Genomic DNA, 18,793 nt, shown 5'->3' with positions numbered 1-18,793 from the left:
GTCGTTACCCCCCGCGATCCGCAGCGCCTCCAGCACCCGCAACACCCCCATCCCCGTCGTCTCGCCCGTCAGCTCCGCCTGCTTCCAGGAGAGCCCGACAAACGAGATCGCGCCCAGGTTGTACACCTCGTCGGGCTGCGAGATCTCCACCGCGCCGATCAACGACGGAAGATCCGTCAGATCACCCTCCAACAGCACCACCCCGGGCACCAGCCGCTCCACCNNCNCNACCTTNGGGTNNGACTGCCCGCGCACCAGCCCGAACACCTCATAACCCCGCTCCACCAGCAACTCACCCAGATACAACCCATCCTGGCCGGTGATTCCTGTAATCAGCGCGCGAGGCACGATCATCCTCCTGTGGACCGTGGAGTACTGCTGCGGAAGGTTAGCGCCAGGTAAAGCGGCCAGGTCACTCGGGTGCCGGGCTCGGCGCGGCCGCGGCGGCGGCACCCGCACCGGAACCGTCCGGGCGGAGCAGCCGCAGGAGCTGGGGAACGATGACATCGCCGGCCCGTGCGCCGCCACCGTTGCTGATGTGCACGCCGTCATCGTCGCGCACCTGGACGCCGTCGATCGTGCCGCGGTACTGGTTGCCAGGGCTCAGGATGGCCGCGAGATCGATGACCGTGGTCGCCGCCGGGTGCCGCGCGGCCGCCTGCCGCAGCAGCGCGTTGAACCTGACCACCCGATCGGCTCGGGTCTCCGGGTAGATGCTGCCGTCGGCCGCCTCGCCCTCCTCGAACATCGGCGCGGTGAGGAGCACCACCTTGGCCCCGTTGGCCGACAGCGTCGTGATCGCCAGGTCGAGCTCCCGGCCCAGGTACGCGTCGAACGCCGGCTCACCGATGTGCACCCGCCGGCCGTTCAGGATCTGGTCGGTGACCTCCCAGCGGCCGACCAGCAGCAGGGCGAGATCCGGCTTGATCTCCGCGAGCTTCTGCCGGAAACGGCCGGGCCAGTCGGCGCAGGTGACCGGCGGCAGGTTTCGCCCGTCGCCGAGGAAGCGCACCTGCGCCCGGGTGACCCCGCAGCCCAGCTCGGCGGCGTCGTGGATCTCCAGTCCGTGGTCCGCCGCGGTGACGGAGAACTGGCTGAAGCCGAGGGTGAGGGCGAGCGAGTCGCCAGCCATGATCGCCCGCAGCGGACGGCCGGCGGCGGCCGCCTCCGCTCGGGCGGTGGGTGGAGTGGCCGTCGCGGCGCGCGCCGCCAGGCGCTCCAGATCGTCGGCGCCACGCCCCGCGGACGGGTCGGGGATCGTCGCGACCATGACCACCGCGACGATCGCACCGATCGTGGCCGGCACGGTGACCCGGGGAACCGGGAAACGGATCTTCCGGCGCCGGATCGGGTTCTCGACCAGATGGNACGAGATGATGGTGATGGCCGCGGTGACGGCGACGCGGGCCCCGAGCAGCGCCACCCCGCTCAGCCCCGTCCGCCCGGCGGTCACCGTCAGAAACACCGGCCAGTGCCACAGGTAGAGGCCGTAGGAGACCCGCCCGATGGCTGGCAGCGGGGGGAAGGAGAGCACCCTGGCCGCCGGTCCGCCGGGAACCTCCACGATCGACGCGACGAGGAGCATCACGACGACGGCCACGCCCAGGAAACCACCCGAGTACAGCACCCGGCTCTCGCCGTCCACCGTCGCCCAGACCGTGAGCATCGCGATGCCGGCCAGGCAGCCGACGACCGCCAGCCCCTTCTTCGTCCGATCGGTCAGCGGGGTCCGCCGCTGGATCCGCCAGACCGCGAGTGCAGCGCCGGCCAGCAACGCCTGCGCGCGGCTGTCCGTGCCGTAGTAGATCCGGGACGGGTCGACGTCCAGGACGACCAGCAGCAGGCCGAGCAGGGCCGAGGCCTCGGCTCCGAGGACCGCGACGGTCAGGATCAGGGTCTGGGCCTTGCGGCGCTGCTGGCGCCAGCGGGCCGCCGTCCGCCCGCTGTGCCACATGAGCAGATAGACACAGAGCGGCCACAGGACGTAGAACTGCTCCTCCACCGCCAGCGACCACGTGTGCAACAGCGGTGACGGCGCTGAGAAGTGATCGAAGTAGCTCTGGTCGGACAGCGCGAACCGCCAGTTGGCGACATAGCCCAGGGTCGCCAGCGCGTCCAGGCGCAGTGTCCTGACCTCGCTGGGCGCGGCCACCCAGCGGGCATACGCCGCGACGCCCAGCATCATCGTGAGCAGCGCCGGCATCAGTCGGCGGGTGCGCCTGATCCAGAACGACTTCAGGTCGATGCGCCGGGTGGTGCGGTACTCGGTCACCAGCAGGCCGGTGATCAGGAAGCCGGAGAGCACGAAGAACGCGTCGACGCCGAGCAGGCCGCCCGGCATCCAGCTGAGGCCGGCGTGATACGCCATGACGCTGAGAACCGCCAGCGCCCGCAGGCCGTCCAGTGCGGGGGAGTGGCCGAGCGGGGCCAGGACCGGCGCGGTCAGCGGTCCGGTCTCCAGCGGCCCGGTCTCCGGCGAGTTGGTCTGGGGAGGGGCGGTGCGCGGGGGCTCGGGCGCGCCGGGCAGGTCCGCGTCCTTCTCGGGAAGTCCGGTGGCGGCCATGCCGCTTCGCGCGGGTCGGCCCACCGCCGGCATGACCCGGCCGCGCTCCGGCAGCGCCGGCCTGGTGCCGGGGGCGCGCCTCGCCGAGGTCTCGGACCCTCCCGGCCCGGCGGCCCGGCGGCCCGGCGGCGTCCGCAGCCCCGACAGGTCGACCCCTGGACGAGGCGCGGCGCCGGCGGGCGCCTGGTCGGCGCGGGCGCGCGTCACGAGCGGAGTGGTCAGACCGGCGGCGTCGAGCCCCAGAAGCTCCCGCCGGACAACGCCGCCCGGCCTGCCGCCGACGCCGAGACCCGCACCGCCGACACCCGCACCGACGGCTTCACCACCGGCGGCCTCCCGGCGAGCGGTGCCCTGGTGGGCGGTGTCCCGGTGGGCGCTCGTGCCGCGGGCGATCTGCCGGGTCTCCGCCTCCCGGTACGACTCGCGCAGCCGGCCGTCCGGGTCGGGGTACGCGTCGGCCTGATAGGCGGCGTCGAGGTGCGACCGGTCCAGGTAGAAGCCGGACAGGTGGTCGATCTCCGGCCCGGCATCGGCCCCCGGCCCGGCACCGGCCTCCTGGCCGCCTTCCGGAGTGGATCGCGCGGCGGCGCGGTTGTCCGAGTGTGTCTGGCCGAGTCCGGGGCGGGCCAGCGGGTAGGTGTCGATCTCTCGGCGGCTCAGCCCAGTCCCCTTTCCCGAAGTCGTTGCTTTTCCCGAGGTCATCGCTGGCGAGGTCGCTTCGAACCGGGCCACCGGATCGTCGGAGTGTGCTTCCCGGCCGCGGCGCCGGCGCCGGCGGGGTCCGGCCGGACCCCGCGGCCGTATGACCCGATCACGATGCCCGACATCGTCGCGGCGCCTGATCGCGGCCGGCACCGCAGCCGTGTCCTCGCCGTCATCGTGGTCCTACGTGGGGGCCCGACCGCACCTCACTGGTGGTCATGGCCGATGACTTGAAAGCCATCCCGATTAGGGCGATTCATCTAGTATGTCCGAATCTCTCGGTATCCCGCCGTCGAGGCTACGACGTACGGAGGGGGCAGCGACACCGATGGGCTGTCCCGGAGCAGGGGCCGGACGTGCCGGCCGGCAGTGTGCAGGGCTGTCAGGTGGGGGCCGAGACGGGCCGGCAGCAGGACCGGCCGGCCGGTCCCCTGCGGGACTGCCGGCAGAGTCCTTGCAGCTCACAGCCCTGGTCCGGTCGGCACTGGCGGTGGGGTCAGGCGCGCCGCGCGGCCTCCGGAGCTCGGGCCTCGCGGTGGGCGCGCCAGCCGTCGGGCCGGTCTGAACGCATGTTACGGGCATGAATCCAGTACCACTTCCGGTGTAAACGGCTCGGGGGCTCGTTTGTGCTGGTCCTGTCGTTCAGGGTGACTTCGGGGTTCGGTGTGGGGGCAGTCGGGCCGAATCCACCCGTCGGTCGATTGGGGCACTTCGGACGTCGTGCCCGGAAGCCCACCGTGAGCGGTTCCTGCTGACATCCCGGCAGCCATCACTATCCGTGTTCGTCGGCTCCATGTTCGCCGCTCGCCCCACCGGTGCGCGCAGGCCGCGCCGGTCGAGAGCCGGCCTGCCGGCAGTGGCGGGCGTCACTGGAACATTTCGGGATGAGGCCGCTCAAATGTGGTGCCGTTGTGGGGCTCGCCGTGAGGTCGTGAGCGGTCGGCCGTCGGGTACCTCCTGGTACCTTGCGAGCGTGCCTGACATCACCGACAGTGGCGGGTCGGCGCGGTGACCGCCGTCTTCCAGCGGGGCATCCGCCGGTCGGCCCGCGGCATCGCGGCTCCCGGAGCGACTCCTGACGCGGCGGTGCCGGTAACTGTCGTCGATGTCACCGGCCCGCCCGCCGAGGCCCCGGAGGGGGCCGTCGCGGCGGAGCCGGGGCGACCCGCGGCCGAGTCGAGCCAGCCGGTGGTTTTCCCAGCATTCGACGGGCTGCGGGCGATCGCGGCCATGCTGGTCCTGTTCGTCCATGTCGCGTTCTACAGCGGACTGACCACGGGCAGTGCCGGCGGCGACTACGTGGCCCGCGGCGAGATCGGTGTCGAGGTCTTCTTCCTGATCTCGGGCTTCCTGCTGTACAGGCCCTTCGCCGCGGCCCACCTGGGCGGCCGAACGGCCCCGGTGGCGTCGGGCTTCTACATCCGGCGTCTGCTGCGCATCTTCCCGCTGTACTGGCTGGCCCTCGCCGTCGCGCTGAACGTCATACCGGACGAGCGGATGGGCGTCCACGGGCTCACCGGGCTGCTGCAGACCGGTTTCCTCATGCAGGGCTACCGGCAGGAGACGGCGATCCAGGGCCTGACCCAGGCCTGGACCCTCAACATCGAGTTCGCCTTCTACATCTGGCTCCCGATGTACGCCTGGCTGCTGGTCCGGCGCCGGCAACGACGCTCGGCCCGGGCGCAGCTGCGGATCGAGCTCGCGGCGCTGTTCGTGATCTTCGCGGCCAGCCGCGTCCTCCACTACGCGCTGATCGGCTCGGACATCTGGTGGGCCGACGGCTGGACCGTGTGGCTGCCGGTCTGGTGGGACCTGTTCGCCATGGGGATGCTGCTCGCCGTGCTCTCCGCCTGGTACGTCCAGAACGGGCGGACCCCGGTCTGGGCGCGGTGGCGCTGGTTCGGCGGGGCCTGCTGGCTGGTCGCGGCGTTCTTCTACTGGGTGGCGAGCACCCAGCTCGATCTGCCCCGCAGCCCGCTGTTCGTGCCGGACCGCAGCCAGGACATGGGGCGGCACCTCGTCTACGGCCTGTTCGCGTTCTTCCTGATCCTGCCCGCGGTCTTCGGGCGGCCCCGTCAGGGGCTGGTGCGCCGTTTCCTGGCCTGCCGTCCGATGGCCTATCTCGGGCTGATCTCGTACGGGATCTACCTCTGGCACACGACGGTGATCGATGTGGTGGTCGAGCACTCCGGGTCGGAGCCCGGCACGTTCGACTTCCTGCCCTTCTTCCTGACCGTGGCCGCGGTGACCTGTGCGGTCTCGACGGTCACCTACTTCCTGGTGGAGCGTCCCTGCACGGCCCTGGGGCGTAGGTGGGCACGGTGGGTCCGGGTCCACACGCGCCGGGGTGCGGGCGCGGGCGCGGGCCGGGGTGAGGGTGCCCCCCAGCTCGGCGGTGCCGGCGGCGTGGGCGGGGGCGGCGGGGTGCCGGCGGCGGCCGGCGGTGCCCGCGGCCGGGAGCTGTCGGGTGGCGGACACGTCACCGTCCTCGGTGGCGCCGCCGACGACTCCCCGGGCGACTCCCCGCGGACGGTGCCGCTGCGCGGCGTCCGGCCGGGAGCCACCCGATCCGGCGATGTGCCCGCAGCCCGTGTCCCCACCTCCGCGGTGCCGGGCGCGCCGGCGCCGCGAGCTCCCGTCCAGGAGAGCGAGGGGCCGTCCCGGTGGGACCCGCGGCGCGCTGGCCGGCGCCGGAGGGTGCGGTGAAGAGCCAACTTGGCCACATTCGCCGTGGTCGCCGGGACGAGACCAGGTGACTTTTCGTACTATGGGCGCGTCAAAATGTGAGTGCTCCGACCGGCCGGTCGGCCTCCTTGGGGCCAACCGACCTCGAGTCNGTGGCATCTCCCGTTGACCACGCGGGACACTGCTCCCTAGACTTGGGAGTTGCACGAGGGTTCGTGGGTCTCAGACCGAGCGGATCCACTCGAGCAGTCGTTATCGGTTCTGACAGTGTCGTTCTCAGCGCGGTGCCTGTCCCTCCGTCCCGGCGGTTCGATCCGGCCCTCGCGCGACAGACGATTCCCAGTCGGAGCCGACCCCTTGACGAGCACCACCGACGTACGACCCGTGGAGACCGTGACCACCTCGCACAGCCCGACCACACCACAGGTTGCGGTCAACGACATCGGCTCGGCAGAGGACTTCCTCGCCGCGGTCGACAAGACGATCAAGTTTTTCAACGACGGNGACATCGTCGACGGCATCATCGTCAAGGTGGACCGCGACGAGGTGCTCCTCGACATCGGCTACAAGACCGAGGGCGTCATCCCGTCGCGGGAGCTCTCGATCAAGCATGATGTCGATCCGCACGAGGTCGTGTCGGTTGGCGATCACGTCGAGGCCCTTGTTCTCCAGAAGGAGGACAAGGAAGGTCGTCTGATCCTGTCCAAGAAGCGTGCGCAGTACGAGCGCGCCTGGGGCACGATCGAGAAGCTCAAGGAGGAGGACGGCGTCGTCACCGGCACCGTCATCGAGGTCGTCAAGGGTGGTCTCATCCTCGACATCGGCCTGCGCGGCTTCCTCCCCGCCTCGCTCGTGGAGATGCGCCGCGTCCGCGACCTCCAGCCCTACGTGGGCCGTGAGCTCGAAGCCAAGATCATCGAGTTGGACAAGAACCGCAACAACGTGGTTCTGTCCCGCCGCGCCTGGCTGGAGCAGACCCAGAGCGAGGTGCGCTCGGAGTTCCTCGCGCAGCTCGCCAAGGGCCAGATCCGCAAGGGCGTGGTCAGCTCCATCGTCAACTTCGGTGCCTTCGTGGACCTGGGTGGCGTGGACGGTCTGGTGCACGTCTCCGAGCTCTCCTGGAAGCACATCGACCACCCGTCCGAGGTGGTCGAGGTCGGCCAGGAGGTCACGGTCGAGGTTCTCGACGTCGACCTGGACCGCGAGCNGGTCTCGCTGTCGCTGAAGGCGACGCAGGAGGACCCGTGGCGCCAGTTCGCGCGGACCCACGCCATCGGGCAGGTCGTGCCGGGCCGAGTCACCAAGCTCGTGCCGTTCGGCGCGTTCGTCCGGGTGGACGAGGGCATCGAGGGCCTGGTGCACATCTCGGAGCTGGCCGAGCGCCACGTCGAGATCCCCGAGCAGGTTGTGAACGTCGGCGACGAGATCCTCGTCAAGGTCATCGACATCGACCTCGACCGCCGTCGGATCAGCCTCTCGCTGAAGCAGGCGAACGAGGCATCCGCGCTGGCTGGTGAGGGCGACACGTTCGACCCGAGCCAGTACGGCATGGAAGCCAAGTACGACGAGCAGGGCAACTACGTCTACCCCGAGGGCTTCGACCCCGAGACCGGCGAATGGCTGCCGGGCTTCGAGGAGCAGCAGGCGGAGTGGGAGCGGCAGTACGCCGAGGCCCAGACCCGGTATGAGGCCCACCAGGCCCAGATCCGGGCCGCTCAGGAGGCGGACGCGGCCGCGGCGGCGCCGTCCTCCTACACCTCGCAGTCGGAGCAGCCTGCCTCNGCTATCGATGAGGAGGCGCTGCGGCGCCTGCGGGAGCAGTTCGGCCGGGAGTAGTCACCGGCTGGTCTGACCAGCACCGTCCCTCAGGGCCCGTGGGAGTTTCCCGCGGGCCCTGAGGCGTTCCTGGTTGGCCTCGGTTCCCCGCAACACCGGAGGCGCGGCTCAGAGCGGAGTGAAGCGGACCGGGANGGCGGTCAGGCCGCGCACCCAGACCGAAGGGCGCCACAGCAGCGCCTCGGGCTCCACCGCGAGCTCAAGGTCGGGCAGACGGTCGAGGAGCACCCCGACGGCCACCGTCGCGACGGTCTCCGCCGCCAGCTGCGCCGGGTAGGGACACCGGTGTTCACCGTGCCCGAACGCCAGGTGCGCGTTGTTGCCCGCCGCCCGTCCGGAATGCTGCGGGCGTGCCCGCGGGTCGGTGTTGGCGGCGGCGAGACTGAAGATGACGAGGTCGCCGGCGCGGATCCAGCGCCCGCCGAGCCGCAGATCGCGGCGGGCCCACCGGGCCACCAGGTTCTGGATCGGCGGATCGGCCCACAGCACCTCGGCCATCGCGCTGCCGACGCTGAGCCGGCCGCCGGAGAGATCCACTGCGAACCGGCTGTCGGTCAGCATCAGCCGCAGCGTGTTGCCGATCCAGTCCGCGGTCGGGGCCTGACCGGCGGTCAGCGTCGCCATGACATCCTCGACGATCTCGTCGTCCCCGAGCTCGGCCGGATGGGTGATCAGCGCGGACACGGCGTCGTCCGTCGGTTGTGCGCGCCGGCGCCGGACGACCCGGACCAGCATCGCGTGCACCCGGCGGCGGGCGTCCCGCGCTCCGGTGCCGCCGCTGACGAGCAGGGTCAGGTCTCTGGCGAGGGCGCCCAGGTCGCTGTCGGGCAGGCCCCACATGCCGGCCGCGACCATGGCCGGCAGCGGGCCGGCGTACTGGGCCATCAGCTCGGCGCGGCCGCTGCCCGCGATGGTGTCGACCAGCGTGTCCGCCCCGCGGGTGGCTCGGGCCCGCAGGTCATGCGATTCGAACATGCCCACCACGTCACTGATCGCCGCCAGCCGGCGGGTGTGCGCCGGTCCGTCGAGGCTGCGCAGGGAGGGCCGCTGGCCGACGATCGACTGCAACGGCCAGCCCGGCGGGACGAGGTCCCAGGCGTTCCAGATCCGGCAGTCCCGGCCGAACAGGGCGGGCGTCCCGCCGACGTACACCACCTCGCGGTAGCCGAGGACGAGCCAGGCCGGGATGTCTCCTTCGATCAGGACAGGTGCGACCGGCCCGTGGTCGGCACGGATGCGCTGGTAGAACGCGGCGCGATCGTTTCCGGGACCATCGGCGGGCAGCCGGACCGCGGTGCGGTGCGCTGGCCAGCGGACATCGAGGCCCGCCCGGTCCGGCGGCCGGGACTGCCCCGGCTCCGGCCGCTGCTCGCCGGGAGGCGCGAAGGGCGGCACGGGCGGCGGTCCCGGGCTCCGGGGCGCGGGCGGGCCGTCGGCCGGGCCGGCGGACCCACCCGGTTCGCCGCCCGGGTCCTCGGGGGCTCCCGGTGACCCGGGACGGTCAACCGTGCCAGGGTGGCCGGGCAGGGTGGGTGCGGCGGAAGCACCTGACGGGCTGGCGGCCGTAGGTGTGGGCACGGTGGCCGAGCCGGACCGGCCGGCCGGGCCCTGCGCGGCGGGCCGGCCGGGCGCGGGGGTGTCGGATGCGGGCCGGCCGGGTGCGGGCTGGCCGGGTGCGGGGCTGCCGGGATCGCCGCCCCGCCGGTTGGCCGGCTGTGGGCAGGACGCTCCGTACTGGCGCAGGGCCCCGTACTGGCGCACGGCACCCAGAGCGCGGGGCATGCCGTTTGCGCAGGTGCCGGGTTGACGGGGATTCGAACTGGTCATCGGTGCTCTCCGGCCTCGGGATCAGCGTGGTGCCGCCTGGCGCGGCCAGTCCTGTCGTCAGACGGGACTGAACCGGACCGGCAGCGCGGTCAGTGCCCGGTTCCACGCGGTGCGTCGCCAGACCAGTGCGTCGGCCGGCACGGCGAGCTGCACGTTGGGGAGCCGGTCCAGGAGCACTTCGACCGCGGTCCGGGTGATGACCTCGGCGATCTCCTGGGCGGGGAACGGGCAGCGGTGCGTGCCGTGACCGAAGGACAGGTGGGCGCTGTTCGCGCCGGCGGCCGCCGCGGTGCTGCCGCCGCTGCCGGTGGCCGCCGCTCCGGCGGCGGTGTGGGTGTTGGCGCCGCCGGCCGCGGCGGCCGCGGGGCAGGAACCCGCCGGGCCCGGAGAACGGCCGGCGCCGACCCGGGGATCGGAGTTCGCGGCCGCGACACCGAGCGCGACCATGTCCCCGGCTCGGATGCGCTGCCCGCCGAGCTGGACGTCCCGGGTGGCCCACCGGCCGGCGACCACCTGCATCGGGGTGTCCTCCCACAGGACCCGGGTGATCGCCTGCATGACACTGCGCCGTCCCCCGGACAGCTCCAGCGCGAACGACCCGTCGGTGAGCAGCAGGCGCAGCGAGTTGCCGATCCAGCCGGCCACCGTGCGCATTCCGAAACCGAGCACCACCGCCAGGTCCTCGACGATCTCGTCGTCGGTGATCTCGGCGGGATGTTCGACCAGGTGGGAGATGATGTCATCGCCGGGCTCGTCCAGCCGGTCGTCGAGCAGCACCCGCAGCTGTTCCACGAGCCCGTGGTGGCCGTCGGCGGCGTCCGCGCCCGGCTCGACGAGGTCGACCAGATCAACGAGGTCATCGGCGATCTGGTCAACCTCGGGGTCGTCGTCCGGCCCGCACAGCGAGGCCAGCACGAGTGCGGGCACCTGGTGGGCGAAGGCGCCGATCAGGTCGGCCGCCCCGAGGCCGGCGAACTTGTCGATGACGCTGTCCGTGACGGTCTCGGCCCGGGCCCGGAGGAGGAAGACGTCCACCTCGCCCAGCACGTCATCGATGGCCTGGTAGCGGCGCTGATGCTCGTCGCCGTCGGTGCGCAGCAGCGACTGGCGGCGCCCGACACCCGGCAGCGGCGCCCAGTCGGGTGAGACGCTCACCTGGCGGGACCGGTGCCGCGGGTCACTCGTGAAGATCTCCGGGTTGTTCAGGACGTGGTGCAGCTCCTGGTATCCGAGGACCAGCCAGGCGGGCCGGTTGCCGTCGAACATCACCGGAACCACCGGGCCGGGCCGCCGGCGTTGCTCTCGGTGGCCCCGGGCCGGTGACCCGATCGGGTGCGGGCCGGGGCGGGCCACCCGCTCGGGCCGGGCGCGGCCGGAACCCGGCCCGAGCATCGTGGTCACGAGGCCTCCTGACGGGCGGAGGCCTGGTCATAGAGGTGACGCACCAGGGTGATCAGCACATCCTTGCTGGACGAGCGGTGTCGCGCGTCGCAGTCGATGACCGGCACGTCGGGGGAGAGGGACAGCGCCTCGCGCAGGTCCTCGAGCGAGTGCTCNGGGTCGCCGAAGTTGTTCCTCGCGACGATGAACGGCATCCGGTGGTGTTCCAGCCGGTCGATCGCATACCAGGAGTCGGCGACCCGGCGGGTGTCGACGAGTACCACCGCGCCGATCGTGCCGGCGAACAGGCGCTCCCACAGGAACCAGAACCGCTCCTGCCNCGGGGCGCCGAACAGATAGAGGACCATGTGGGCGTCGAGGCTGATCCGGCCGAAGTCGAACGCGACAGTGGTGGTGTTCTTCTCCTCGACCTCGTCGGTGTTGTCGATGCCGACGCCGGCTTCGGTCATGACCTCCTCGGTGCTCAGCGGGCGGATCTCGCTGACGGAACGGACCATCGTGGTTTTGCCCACGCCGAATCCGCCGACGATCACGATCTTGACGCCGTCCTTGGCCGTGGTCTTCAGCGGCGGCCGGGCGGCCAGCTCAGAGCTTCTGGAGTCCAACGAGCACCTGCTTCAGGAACGCGGGATCGGGAAGTTGCAGAGGGTCGGTCGGAGTGGAGGGATGGCTCGCGGAGATCAGGCCTCTCTCCAACAGATCGGCGAGAAGGATCTTCACGATGCTCACGGGGAGTTTGAGGTCCGCCGAGAGCTCCACCACCGCGGTCGGCGCCCGGCACACACGCAGGATCCGGACATACTCGGACTGCATGCCGGGGGTGGCATCCGCCCTGCTCGTGACGAGCGTGACGATGTCGAACGAGGCGGCGTCGCCGGCCCGGCTGCGCCCGCCGGTGACGGTGTAGAGCCGGTCCGGGTCCTCGCTGTCGACAAGCCGTCGGATCACGGCTGTCGAACGGGCTGGACGGGGTCGCGGGGCGCCGCGCTCAGGTAGTCGCCGATCTGCTCGACCAGCTCACTCATGTTGTGGCCGATGATGCCGGCGTCCGCGTCGTCAGTCGCGATCACCGCGAGGTGCGCGCCCTGGCCCGCGTCGACGATGAACAGCAGACCGCCGTGGAACTCGGTCATGGACTGCCGCACCCCCCCGGTGCCGTCCCCGAACTCGATGGACGCTCCGTGCGCGAGGCTCTGGATGCCCGAGGCGATCGCGGAGAGCTGGTCGGCCTGGTCGATGCTCAGACCCGACGACCGGCACAGCTTGAGCCCGTCTCGGGACAGCACCAGGGCATGGTGCGTTCCCGGAGTGCGCGCCAGGAGGTTCTCCAGCAGCCAGTCAAGATCGCTCTCAGTGGTATTCATCGGGATTGTGGGGCTCCGCGCGGTGGGCCCGCCCGGGATGCCCCTGCCTCCAATCTGGTCGTCCAGTGCTGGTCTGGTCGTGGTGGTTCGCCCCGGTCGCTAATGCCCTGCTGGTGGCGGACCGGGCTGTCGTGGTCAACCGGTGAACCGGTCGGCGCGGGTCGCCGGGACGTCCGCGCGCTTGGGACGGAGCGCGGTCGTCGGGGCGTCGGTCGGCCCGGAGTCGGCCGCCGTCTCCGTGACGGCGGTGATCCTCGCCGTGATCTCCGGGTCGTCGGGCACGTCGTCGGCGTCATCGCCGGGCTGGCCGGCGCCCTCGACCTGTGCTGTCCGGTCAGCCTGGGCCGGGTCTTCGGCGGGCACGGTGTCTACGGCGGGCACGGTGTCTACGGCGGGCACGGTGTCGTCGGCGGGCACGGTGTCGTCGGCGGGCACGGTGTCGTCGGTGGGCACGGTGTCGTCGGTGGGCACGGTCTGGTCGGTGGGCACGGTCTGGTCGGTGGGCACGGTCTGGTCGGTGGGAACCAGGCCGTCAGCGGGCGCTGGGTCTTCGGTGAGTGCTGGGCCCTCGGTGAGCTCTGTGAGGTCGGCGAGTGCTGTGGGGTCGGCGAGTGCTGTGGGGTCGGTATGGGTGATGCCGTCGCGGGGTGCGGCGGGCCCGGTCTCCGCGATACCGGCGGTGGGCGGGACCGGCGGTACGAGGAGCGTGTCGAGGCCGTCCGTCGGCGTGGCCGCCATGGCGGGTGCGGGCGCGGAGGAGGCCCAGCTGTCGAATGGCGTGCCGGTCGGTGGAGCCGCCGCCGCTGCGGGCGCGGTTCGGGGCGGTGCGGTCCTGGACGTGCCGGCGGCGCGCATCGCCCGGCGGAACGCCGCGAAGTTCGCGATGGAGTTGCGGCGGGCCCGATGCGAGCGGGGGCGGGAGGCCGTGGATGCCGGCCCACGCGTGCTGGCGGCCAGGGACTGCCCGCGGGCGCGCTTGGGGAGAGTGATCTGCGTGGTGGCGGGAGCACTGTCCGGTGCACTGAGGGTTTCCGGAGGGCTGAGGGTTTCCGGAGGGCTGAGGGTTTCCGGAGGGCTGAGCCTGCCCACCGTGCCGAACGGGTTCGTCTCGAACGGCGCGCCCGTCGGCGCCGGGGGATCCGGGTGCAGGCTTCTGGCCGCGGGCCGGGTCGGGAAGGACCAGGGTTCACGGGTGGGCAGTGTTTCGGTGGCGGTCGCGGTGGCGGTCGCCGGCAGTTCCCGTCGCGGCGGCAGGCTGGTGACGCCGGTGTCGCCGGCCGCGGCCGGCCGCGGCCGGGCCAGGCCTATGTCGAGCCCGCCACTGTTCCCGCCGCGTCGCGGGTCAGTGTGCCGGTCGCTGCCTGGCCGTTCGCCGCTGGCCGCGGGCGGCAGCGCCCGGGGGGCCCTGGTAGCGATGGCGCTGTGGAGCCCGGTGCGCAGGCCGGTGGTCGCGGCGTCCGCGGCATCGGCGACCGAGGGCGGCGGCTCGACGGAGCGCGGCGCGGTGATGAGCTGGCGGGGGATCATCACGATGACGCCGGTACCGCCCCGCGAGGAGGGACGGAAGGACACGGTCAGGCCATGCTTGCGGGCGAGAACGCCGACGACCGCGAGGCCGAGCCGCGTCCCCGACAGGGTTGTCAGGTCCAGTGACTCCGCGGACACGGCGCGTTCCGCCCGTGAGAGTGCCGCCTGCCCCATCACCAGGCCGCCGTCCTCGATCGTGATGACTACGCCGGCCTGCACCTCCTCGACGTAGACGTGCACCTCTTCGGAGGGAGGGGAGAAGCTGGTGGCGTTGTCCATCAGCTCGGCGAGCGCGTGCATCACACCCTCGGCCGCGTAGCCGACCACCGCCACGGTGCTGGTGGAGTGCAGTCGGACGCGCTGGTAGGCGCTGATCCGTCCCATCGCGCCGCGCAGGATGCTCTCCATGACGATCGGCTTCGTCCACCGTCGTCCCGAACGCCCGCCGGTGAGGACCGCGATGCTGTCCGCGAGGCGGCCGGCCTGCGCGGTGAGGNGGTCGAGCCGCAGGAGATCACCGAGGACCTCCTCACCGTGCCGCTCCTCCATCGCGCGAAGGNCGGCGAGCATGCCGGTGCTCAGCGCCTGCATCCGCCCGGCGGCGCTGGCGCAGGCCGCCATTGCCGCGGAGCGCATCCGCTCGCCCCGGCTGACCTCCTCGGCCACCGTGCGCAGGATGTGCAGGTGGGTGCTGTCCGTGCCGCGGGGTGCCTCGCCGAGGGCCGCCTGGGCGGTGGCGCCGTCACGCAGGCGGCTGACGACGAGGGGAAGAACCTCGCGGGCGAGGCGCTCTGTCTGGGCGTTCGCCGTTTTGGCCTTCGACTCCAGGGCGACGACCCGGCCGCGCAGCTCGCGGGTGATCTGCCTGTTGCGTACGGCCACGATGGTCGCGAGTCCGACGAGCACGGCGGCGACCGATGCGCAGAACAGGACCGGCCCGCGGGCTCCGGCGGGTGATCCGGCGGCGGTGGCGATGCCGGTGAGCATCATGACCAGGACAGCGGTGACCGGTGGCACGACCAGATCGCGTGCGGTCGGCGGTCGCTGTACCTGATGACGAGCGATTGCGTGTTCTGACATCGATCAGGTCCTCGTCGTCGGTGATCGGTGGCTCAGGGCCGGTCCGCCGCGGCCGGGAACTTCTGCCAGGAATGTGTTTCCCCGGGAACTGCCCCCGATCCGGCTGCCCGCCCGGAGGCCGCTTTCATGCGTCCTCCCGTGATATCGGCACCGTGCTTCCGCGGTGCTCCCGCCGGCTTTTTTCGGGCATCTCCACCGGCTGCGGAAAAAAGTTTCGTCCTGACCGGCTCCAGGTTTTCTCCGATGCCTGGGAGCACCGGTTTCGAGCCCCTCTCCGGCTGTGCTGACCGCGTCGATCTCCGCCCCCTCGCCGTCGCCCCGGTGCGCCTGCCGCGGCTGGGTCGATCCCCCTCAAACCGGACCATCAGTGCAGGTCATATGCGCGTCGCACATGTTATGGACGGCTCAAACCTGTCGTGCGGCAGGAGCTGTGGACCGGAGGGCGGGCATAGCCGAAAGTGGCATCAGAGTGTTTCCATTGTGTTTCTGTTGTGCTTACGGATTGACTCTGTTTTGCTGGAATCCCGCGCGGTGGCCCGGACGGAACGGGTGCGACGGTCCGCGGATTGGACAGCCTGGCATTCCTTGGCGGCGTTATGGCACGCCCGGGCTATTTCGAGCCAAAGTCGGCCACCCTTTTGCGGCCCGCCGGGCCCGGCTGCTTATATGCTGAATTCGTTCTCAGTTGGCGGAGTGCGTGCGCGGACCGCGCCGCGGGGGCGGTGAATCTCCCTGTTCCAGACGACCTCCCGGTCGCCGCGCGGCCGGCGGGCGGCCCGGGCCGGGCGGCCGCCACCCGCGAACGGGGGTGCCGGGCGCACCCGGCTCGGCCCGTTCGACGCGGCGGTGAGGTTGCTTCCGCGGTGATTGTCAAGTCTGGAGCGAACCAGTGGTCGCGCGTGTCGCCGGTCGGAGCGCCACCTGCGGTCGACCCCCGGTTGGCTCCGGCGTGCTGCGCGGGTGTTCACGTGGGTGCCGCGCCGTCCACGCGCCCGCCCGCGGTGTGCGCCCGCCCGCGGTGTGGTCGACCCGGCGGGCGGGGTGGGCCTTTCACGGCCTTTCGACCCGGCGCATAGTCTGACCCTGGGCGTGCGTCATCCGCGCCCGTCGCGGGCGGGAGGTTGGATGGGTCCGACGGGCGCGAGCCCGAGCGCGTTGCCGGGTCCTCCCGCGGGGTCGGTGGCCGTGACCACCCCTGAGGCGGCCCTCGACAACCCGGTCTGGGCGTCGCTGACGGGCGTGCACGCTCATCTCGCCATCGCTCACCGAGGCGCGGCGCGTTATCTGCCCGAGATGTCACCGTTCGCGGCGGTGAGCGACGACACCGATCCGGCGGCCTGGGATGATCTGGCGGACCTCGTGGGGCCGGGCGCGCTGCTCGGTTTCGCCGGTCTGAAGTCGATGCCGCCGCCCGGCTGGGACGTGGTGATGGCCGTGCCCGCCGTCCAGATGCTCGGCGACGACCTGGTGGGGCGGCCGGACGCGGAGGCCGTCCGCCTCGGCCGGCAGGACGTCCCGGAGATGCTCGACCTGGTCGCGCGGACCAGACCGGGCCCGTTCGAACGGCGCACCATCGAACTCGGCGCCTACCTGGGCATCCGGCGTGGTGGTCGACTCATCGCGATGGCCGGGGAGCGCATGCGGTTCCCCGGGCGGACCGAGATCAGCGCCGTGTGCACCGATCCGGCCCACCGCGGAGAGGGCCTCGCCACCCGGTTGATCAGGGCGGCGGCGGTGGGGGTGCTCGCGCGCGGTGACCGTCCGTTCCTGCACGTCGCGGTCTCCAACATGGACGCGATCCGGCTCTACGAGACGCTCGGGTTCNGCATCCGGCGGGAGATGTCGTTCGTGCAGATGCGCACCCCGTCGAGCTGACCGCGACCCGCGGATTCTGTCACCGATGCGGTGACAGAATCGCGCGTGCCCGGGTAGCGTCCGAGGTGTCCGCGCCGTCCGTGTCGCGGCCCAGCCGCGTCCGGCCCGGTTCACATCCGGGCAGGTCGTGCCCGGTGCGGGCCGTGCGTCGCAGCGGCGTCCCACCCCGGACCCGCCGTCGCCGGGTTCGCCACACCGAGAGCCAGGTCGCAGATGACTGTCCATGACTTCACCGTCGAGGCGCCGGACGGCACCCCCCGCCCGCTGCGCGACTACGCCGGCAAGACGCTCCTGATCGTCAACGTCGCGAGCAAGTGCGGTCTGACCCCGCAGTACGAGGGGCTGGAGGCGCTCTACCGGGATCTGAAGGGGCGCGGCCTGGAGATCCTCGGTTTTCCCTGCAACCAGTTCGGTGGCCAGGAGCCGGGCACGAACGACGAGATCCAGGAGTTCTGCTCGACGAACTTCGACGTGACCTTCCCCGTACTCGGCAAGATCGAGGTGAACGGTCCCGGCGCCGACCCGCTTTACACCTACCTGCGTTCCGAGGCCCCCGGTGACTTCGGGCCGGACTCCGGCTTCCTCTTCGAGCACATCAAGCGCTCCCGGCCCGAGGCCATCGGTACCGACGAGGTCAAGTGGAACTTCACGAAGTTCCTCGTGGACGGGGACGGGAAGGTCGTCCGGCGCTTCGAGCCGACGGTGACGCCCGAGGAGCTCCGCGGCGAGCTGGAGACCGCGCTCGCCTAGTTCCCCCGCCGCCGCTGGTCCCGTCCGGTCAGGTCCGTCGGACGGGACCGGCGGTGCGAGCGCCCGCGTGGGTCAGCCGCCGATCAGTGGGAGGGTCAGCCGGCAGACCGGCTCCTTCGCCGTCCGCGGGGACAGCGCGTTGAGTACGAGCTCACCCACATAGCTGTCGTAGGGCACGGAGAGGTGTTCGGCCAGGTTGAGCGGGCACCGCCTGGAGAGTTCGATGTTGTCCACCGTCGCGCCCGGCCCGGCTGTCAGGAACGCGTTGGTGTACGGGGTGATCACCTGGTCGCCGTGGTTGATGATGACGGTGTAGGCGACACCGGGAACGGTGTCGCCACCGGCGTCGAGCTGCCTGTTGACGGCGGAGCCGACCGCCTGGTCCATCGCCCCGGGTGCGATCAGCTTGACCGGGTCGAGGATGCCGACGGCCTCGCCCAGAGTCGCCAGCCCGGAGATCGTGGTCCCGTGGTTCGACGGCGCCAGCCCGATGAGTCTGTCCACCCTGGCGTTTCCGCCGAAGAACTTCAGATAATAGCGCGGTGTGATGCCGCCGCCCTGCGAGTGGCCGATGATCGCGAGTTTCGGCTGGCCGGTCGCGGCGAGGATCCGGTCCACGACGACCGAGATCTCCCGGGCTGATTCAGGGACGGTGTACGTTCCCTGGAGAACGGCGTCGGCGTCGCCGCCGTAGTTCGTGGTGTAGACGCAGTAACCGTTGTTCCGGAGGAACGGCGCGAGCGCCTGCCAGTTGTTGCTCTGGTTCTCCCACGTTCCGTGCAGGAGCAGGACCGGCTGGGGATGGATCGCCGAACTGCAGGCCGGCGCGGGTGCGTCCGCCCGCCAGTCCACCTCGAGCGCGCCGGGCGGCGGGTTCCGGAAGCTGGCGATATTCGGTAAGAATCCGATCGGGAAGTTCCAGACCACGGGTAACGGGGCGGCGTGGGCCGGCCCCGGCGCGGTCAGTGCCAGTGCCACGGCGCTCAGCGCCGCCGCGACCGTGGCCAGTATTTTTCTGTGCACGCGGGTCCTCCCGAGGTCGGGTAAAAGGACTTGCGGCCAGAAGGTAGCAATTGATTTGCGGGCCCGAAAATACCCCGAAGGTGCCAAATATATGGGTGCCCCTGATTCGGGTGTCGGACATTCGGGTTTCCGGATCGAACCAGGCGGCGGCCGGTCACGG

11 protein-coding genes and 9 pseudogenes are annotated in these 18,793 nt (G+C 71.5%); 6 read left to right on the top strand and 14 right to left on the bottom strand.

Features of this window, described 5'->3' with window-relative positions; all coding sequences use genetic code 11:
* The 4 genes and pseudogenes from UG55_RS38715 to UG55_RS46010 form a co-directional block, all read right to left on the bottom strand.
* Positions 1–223, bottom strand: a pseudogene (locus tag UG55_RS38715) (GDP-mannose 4,6-dehydratase); the annotation flags it as partial.
* Positions 224–241: 18 nt separating this feature from the next.
* On the bottom strand, positions 242–348 hold a 107-nt coding region (locus UG55_RS38710; protein WP_313954623.1), incomplete at its 3' end, for a GDP-mannose 4,6-dehydratase.
* 64 nt (positions 349–412) lie between these two features.
* A complete protein-coding gene (locus UG55_RS47630) occupies positions 413–1,270 on the bottom strand; it encodes an SGNH hydrolase domain-containing protein (protein ID WP_396230953.1) in 858 nt (285 codons plus the stop codon).
* Positions 1,271–1,368: 98 nt separating this feature from the next.
* The coding region (locus tag UG55_RS46010) for an acyltransferase (RefSeq protein WP_304440422.1) at positions 1,369–2,563 on the bottom strand (1,195 nt) is incomplete at its 3' end.
* A gap of 1,710 nt (positions 2,564–4,273) precedes the next feature.
* Here UG55_RS46010 and UG55_RS18555 point away from each other — a divergent pair.
* The 4 genes and pseudogenes from UG55_RS18555 to UG55_RS38685 all read left to right on the top strand — a co-directional run.
* Complete coding sequence (locus tag UG55_RS18555) at positions 4,274–5,971, top strand: acyltransferase (RefSeq protein ID WP_066070698.1); 1,698 nt, start codon at positions 4,274–4,276, stop codon at positions 5,969–5,971.
* Positions 5,972–6,307: 336 nt separating this feature from the next.
* Positions 6,308–6,453: pseudogene (locus UG55_RS38695) on the top strand (hypothetical protein); the annotation flags it as partial.
* Between the two features lies 1 nt (position 6,454).
* Positions 6,455–7,157, top strand: a pseudogene (locus tag UG55_RS38690) (S1 RNA-binding domain-containing protein); the annotation flags it as partial.
* Between the two features lies 1 nt (position 7,158).
* Positions 7,159–7,731, top strand: a pseudogene (locus tag UG55_RS38685) (S1 RNA-binding domain-containing protein); the annotation flags it as partial.
* A gap of 190 nt (positions 7,732–7,921) precedes the next feature.
* On the opposite strand, the gene UG55_RS18545 reads toward UG55_RS38685, so the two are convergent.
* The 9 genes and pseudogenes from UG55_RS18545 to UG55_RS47620 form a co-directional block, all read right to left on the bottom strand.
* Positions 7,922–9,613: hypothetical protein (locus UG55_RS18545; RefSeq protein ID WP_396230949.1), on the bottom strand; the 1,692-nt coding region annotated here is incomplete at its 3' end.
* Between the two features lie 57 nt (positions 9,614–9,670).
* Positions 9,671–11,005 (bottom strand): cytochrome P450, encoded by a 1,335-nt coding sequence (locus tag UG55_RS18540; protein WP_396230952.1) that lies wholly within the window; start codon positions 11,003–11,005, stop codon positions 9,671–9,673.
* A 5-nt stretch (positions 11,006–11,010) separates the two neighbouring features.
* A pseudogene (locus UG55_RS38680) lies at positions 11,011–11,169 on the bottom strand (ATP/GTP-binding protein); the annotation flags it as partial.
* Between the two features lies 1 nt (position 11,170).
* Positions 11,171–11,333: pseudogene (locus UG55_RS38675) on the bottom strand (ATP/GTP-binding protein); the annotation flags it as partial.
* A gap of 1 nt (position 11,334) precedes the next feature.
* Positions 11,335–11,619, bottom strand: a 285-nt coding sequence (locus UG55_RS38670) for an ATP/GTP-binding protein (RefSeq protein WP_242424726.1), incomplete at its 3' end; no start/stop codon positions are given.
* Positions 11,600–11,962, bottom strand: coding sequence for a DUF742 domain-containing protein (locus UG55_RS18530; protein WP_066070690.1), 363 nt, complete (start codon positions 11,960–11,962; stop codon positions 11,600–11,602). The genes UG55_RS38670 and UG55_RS18530, both read right to left, overlap by 20 nt.
* Positions 11,959–12,378 carry a roadblock/LC7 domain-containing protein gene (locus UG55_RS18525; RefSeq protein ID WP_066070687.1) on the bottom strand — a complete coding sequence of 140 codons (420 nt, stop codon included), beginning with the start codon at positions 12,376–12,378 and terminating at the stop codon, positions 11,959–11,961. Before UG55_RS18525 ends, UG55_RS18530 begins: the two co-directional genes overlap by 4 nt.
* A 1,505-nt stretch (positions 12,379–13,883) precedes the next feature.
* Positions 13,884–14,401: pseudogene (locus UG55_RS47625) on the bottom strand (ATP-binding protein); the annotation flags it as partial.
* 64 nt (positions 14,402–14,465) lie between these two features.
* Positions 14,466–14,985 (bottom strand): annotated as a pseudogene (locus tag UG55_RS47620) (ATPase); the annotation flags it as partial.
* A 1,125-nt stretch (positions 14,986–16,110) separates the two neighbouring features.
* Here UG55_RS47620 and UG55_RS46305 point away from each other — a divergent pair.
* Positions 16,111–16,809 (top strand): annotated as a pseudogene (locus UG55_RS46305) (GNAT family N-acetyltransferase); the annotation flags it as partial.
* A 264-nt stretch (positions 16,810–17,073) separates the two neighbouring features.
* Entirely contained in the window at positions 17,074–17,610 is a 537-nt protein-coding gene (locus UG55_RS18510) for a glutathione peroxidase (RefSeq protein ID WP_066070678.1), read from the top strand.
* A gap of 72 nt (positions 17,611–17,682) precedes the next feature.
* On the opposite strand, the gene UG55_RS29190 is transcribed toward UG55_RS18510, so the two are convergent.
* Positions 17,683–18,633, bottom strand: a complete 951-nt coding sequence (locus UG55_RS29190; protein WP_066070675.1) for a triacylglycerol lipase — start codon at positions 18,631–18,633, stop codon at positions 17,683–17,685.
* Positions 18,634–18,793: the final 160 nt, after the last annotated feature.

The organism is Frankia sp. EI5c (assembly GCF_001636565.1).
Classification (GTDB): domain Bacteria; phylum Actinomycetota; class Actinomycetes; order Frankiales; family Frankiaceae; genus Parafrankia.
Note: the sequence above shows the minus strand (reverse complement) of the source record. Positions and strands in the feature narration are given on the sequence as shown.

Coding starts and splice junctions, on each gene's coding strand:
- UG55_RS47630 (WP_396230953.1), bottom strand. CDS start 1,270: ATGGTCGCGACGATCCCCGACCCGTCCGCGGGGCGTGGCGCCGACGAT.
- UG55_RS18525 (WP_066070687.1), bottom strand. CDS start 12,378: ATGAATACCACTGAGAGCGATCTTGACTGGCTGCTGGAGAACCTCCTG.
- UG55_RS18540 (WP_396230952.1), bottom strand. CDS start 11,005: ATGCTCGGGCCGGGTTCCGGCCGCGCCCGGCCCGAGCGGGTGGCCCGC.
- UG55_RS18510 (WP_066070678.1), top strand. CDS start 17,074: ATGACTGTCCATGACTTCACCGTCGAGGCGCCGGACGGCACCCCCCGC.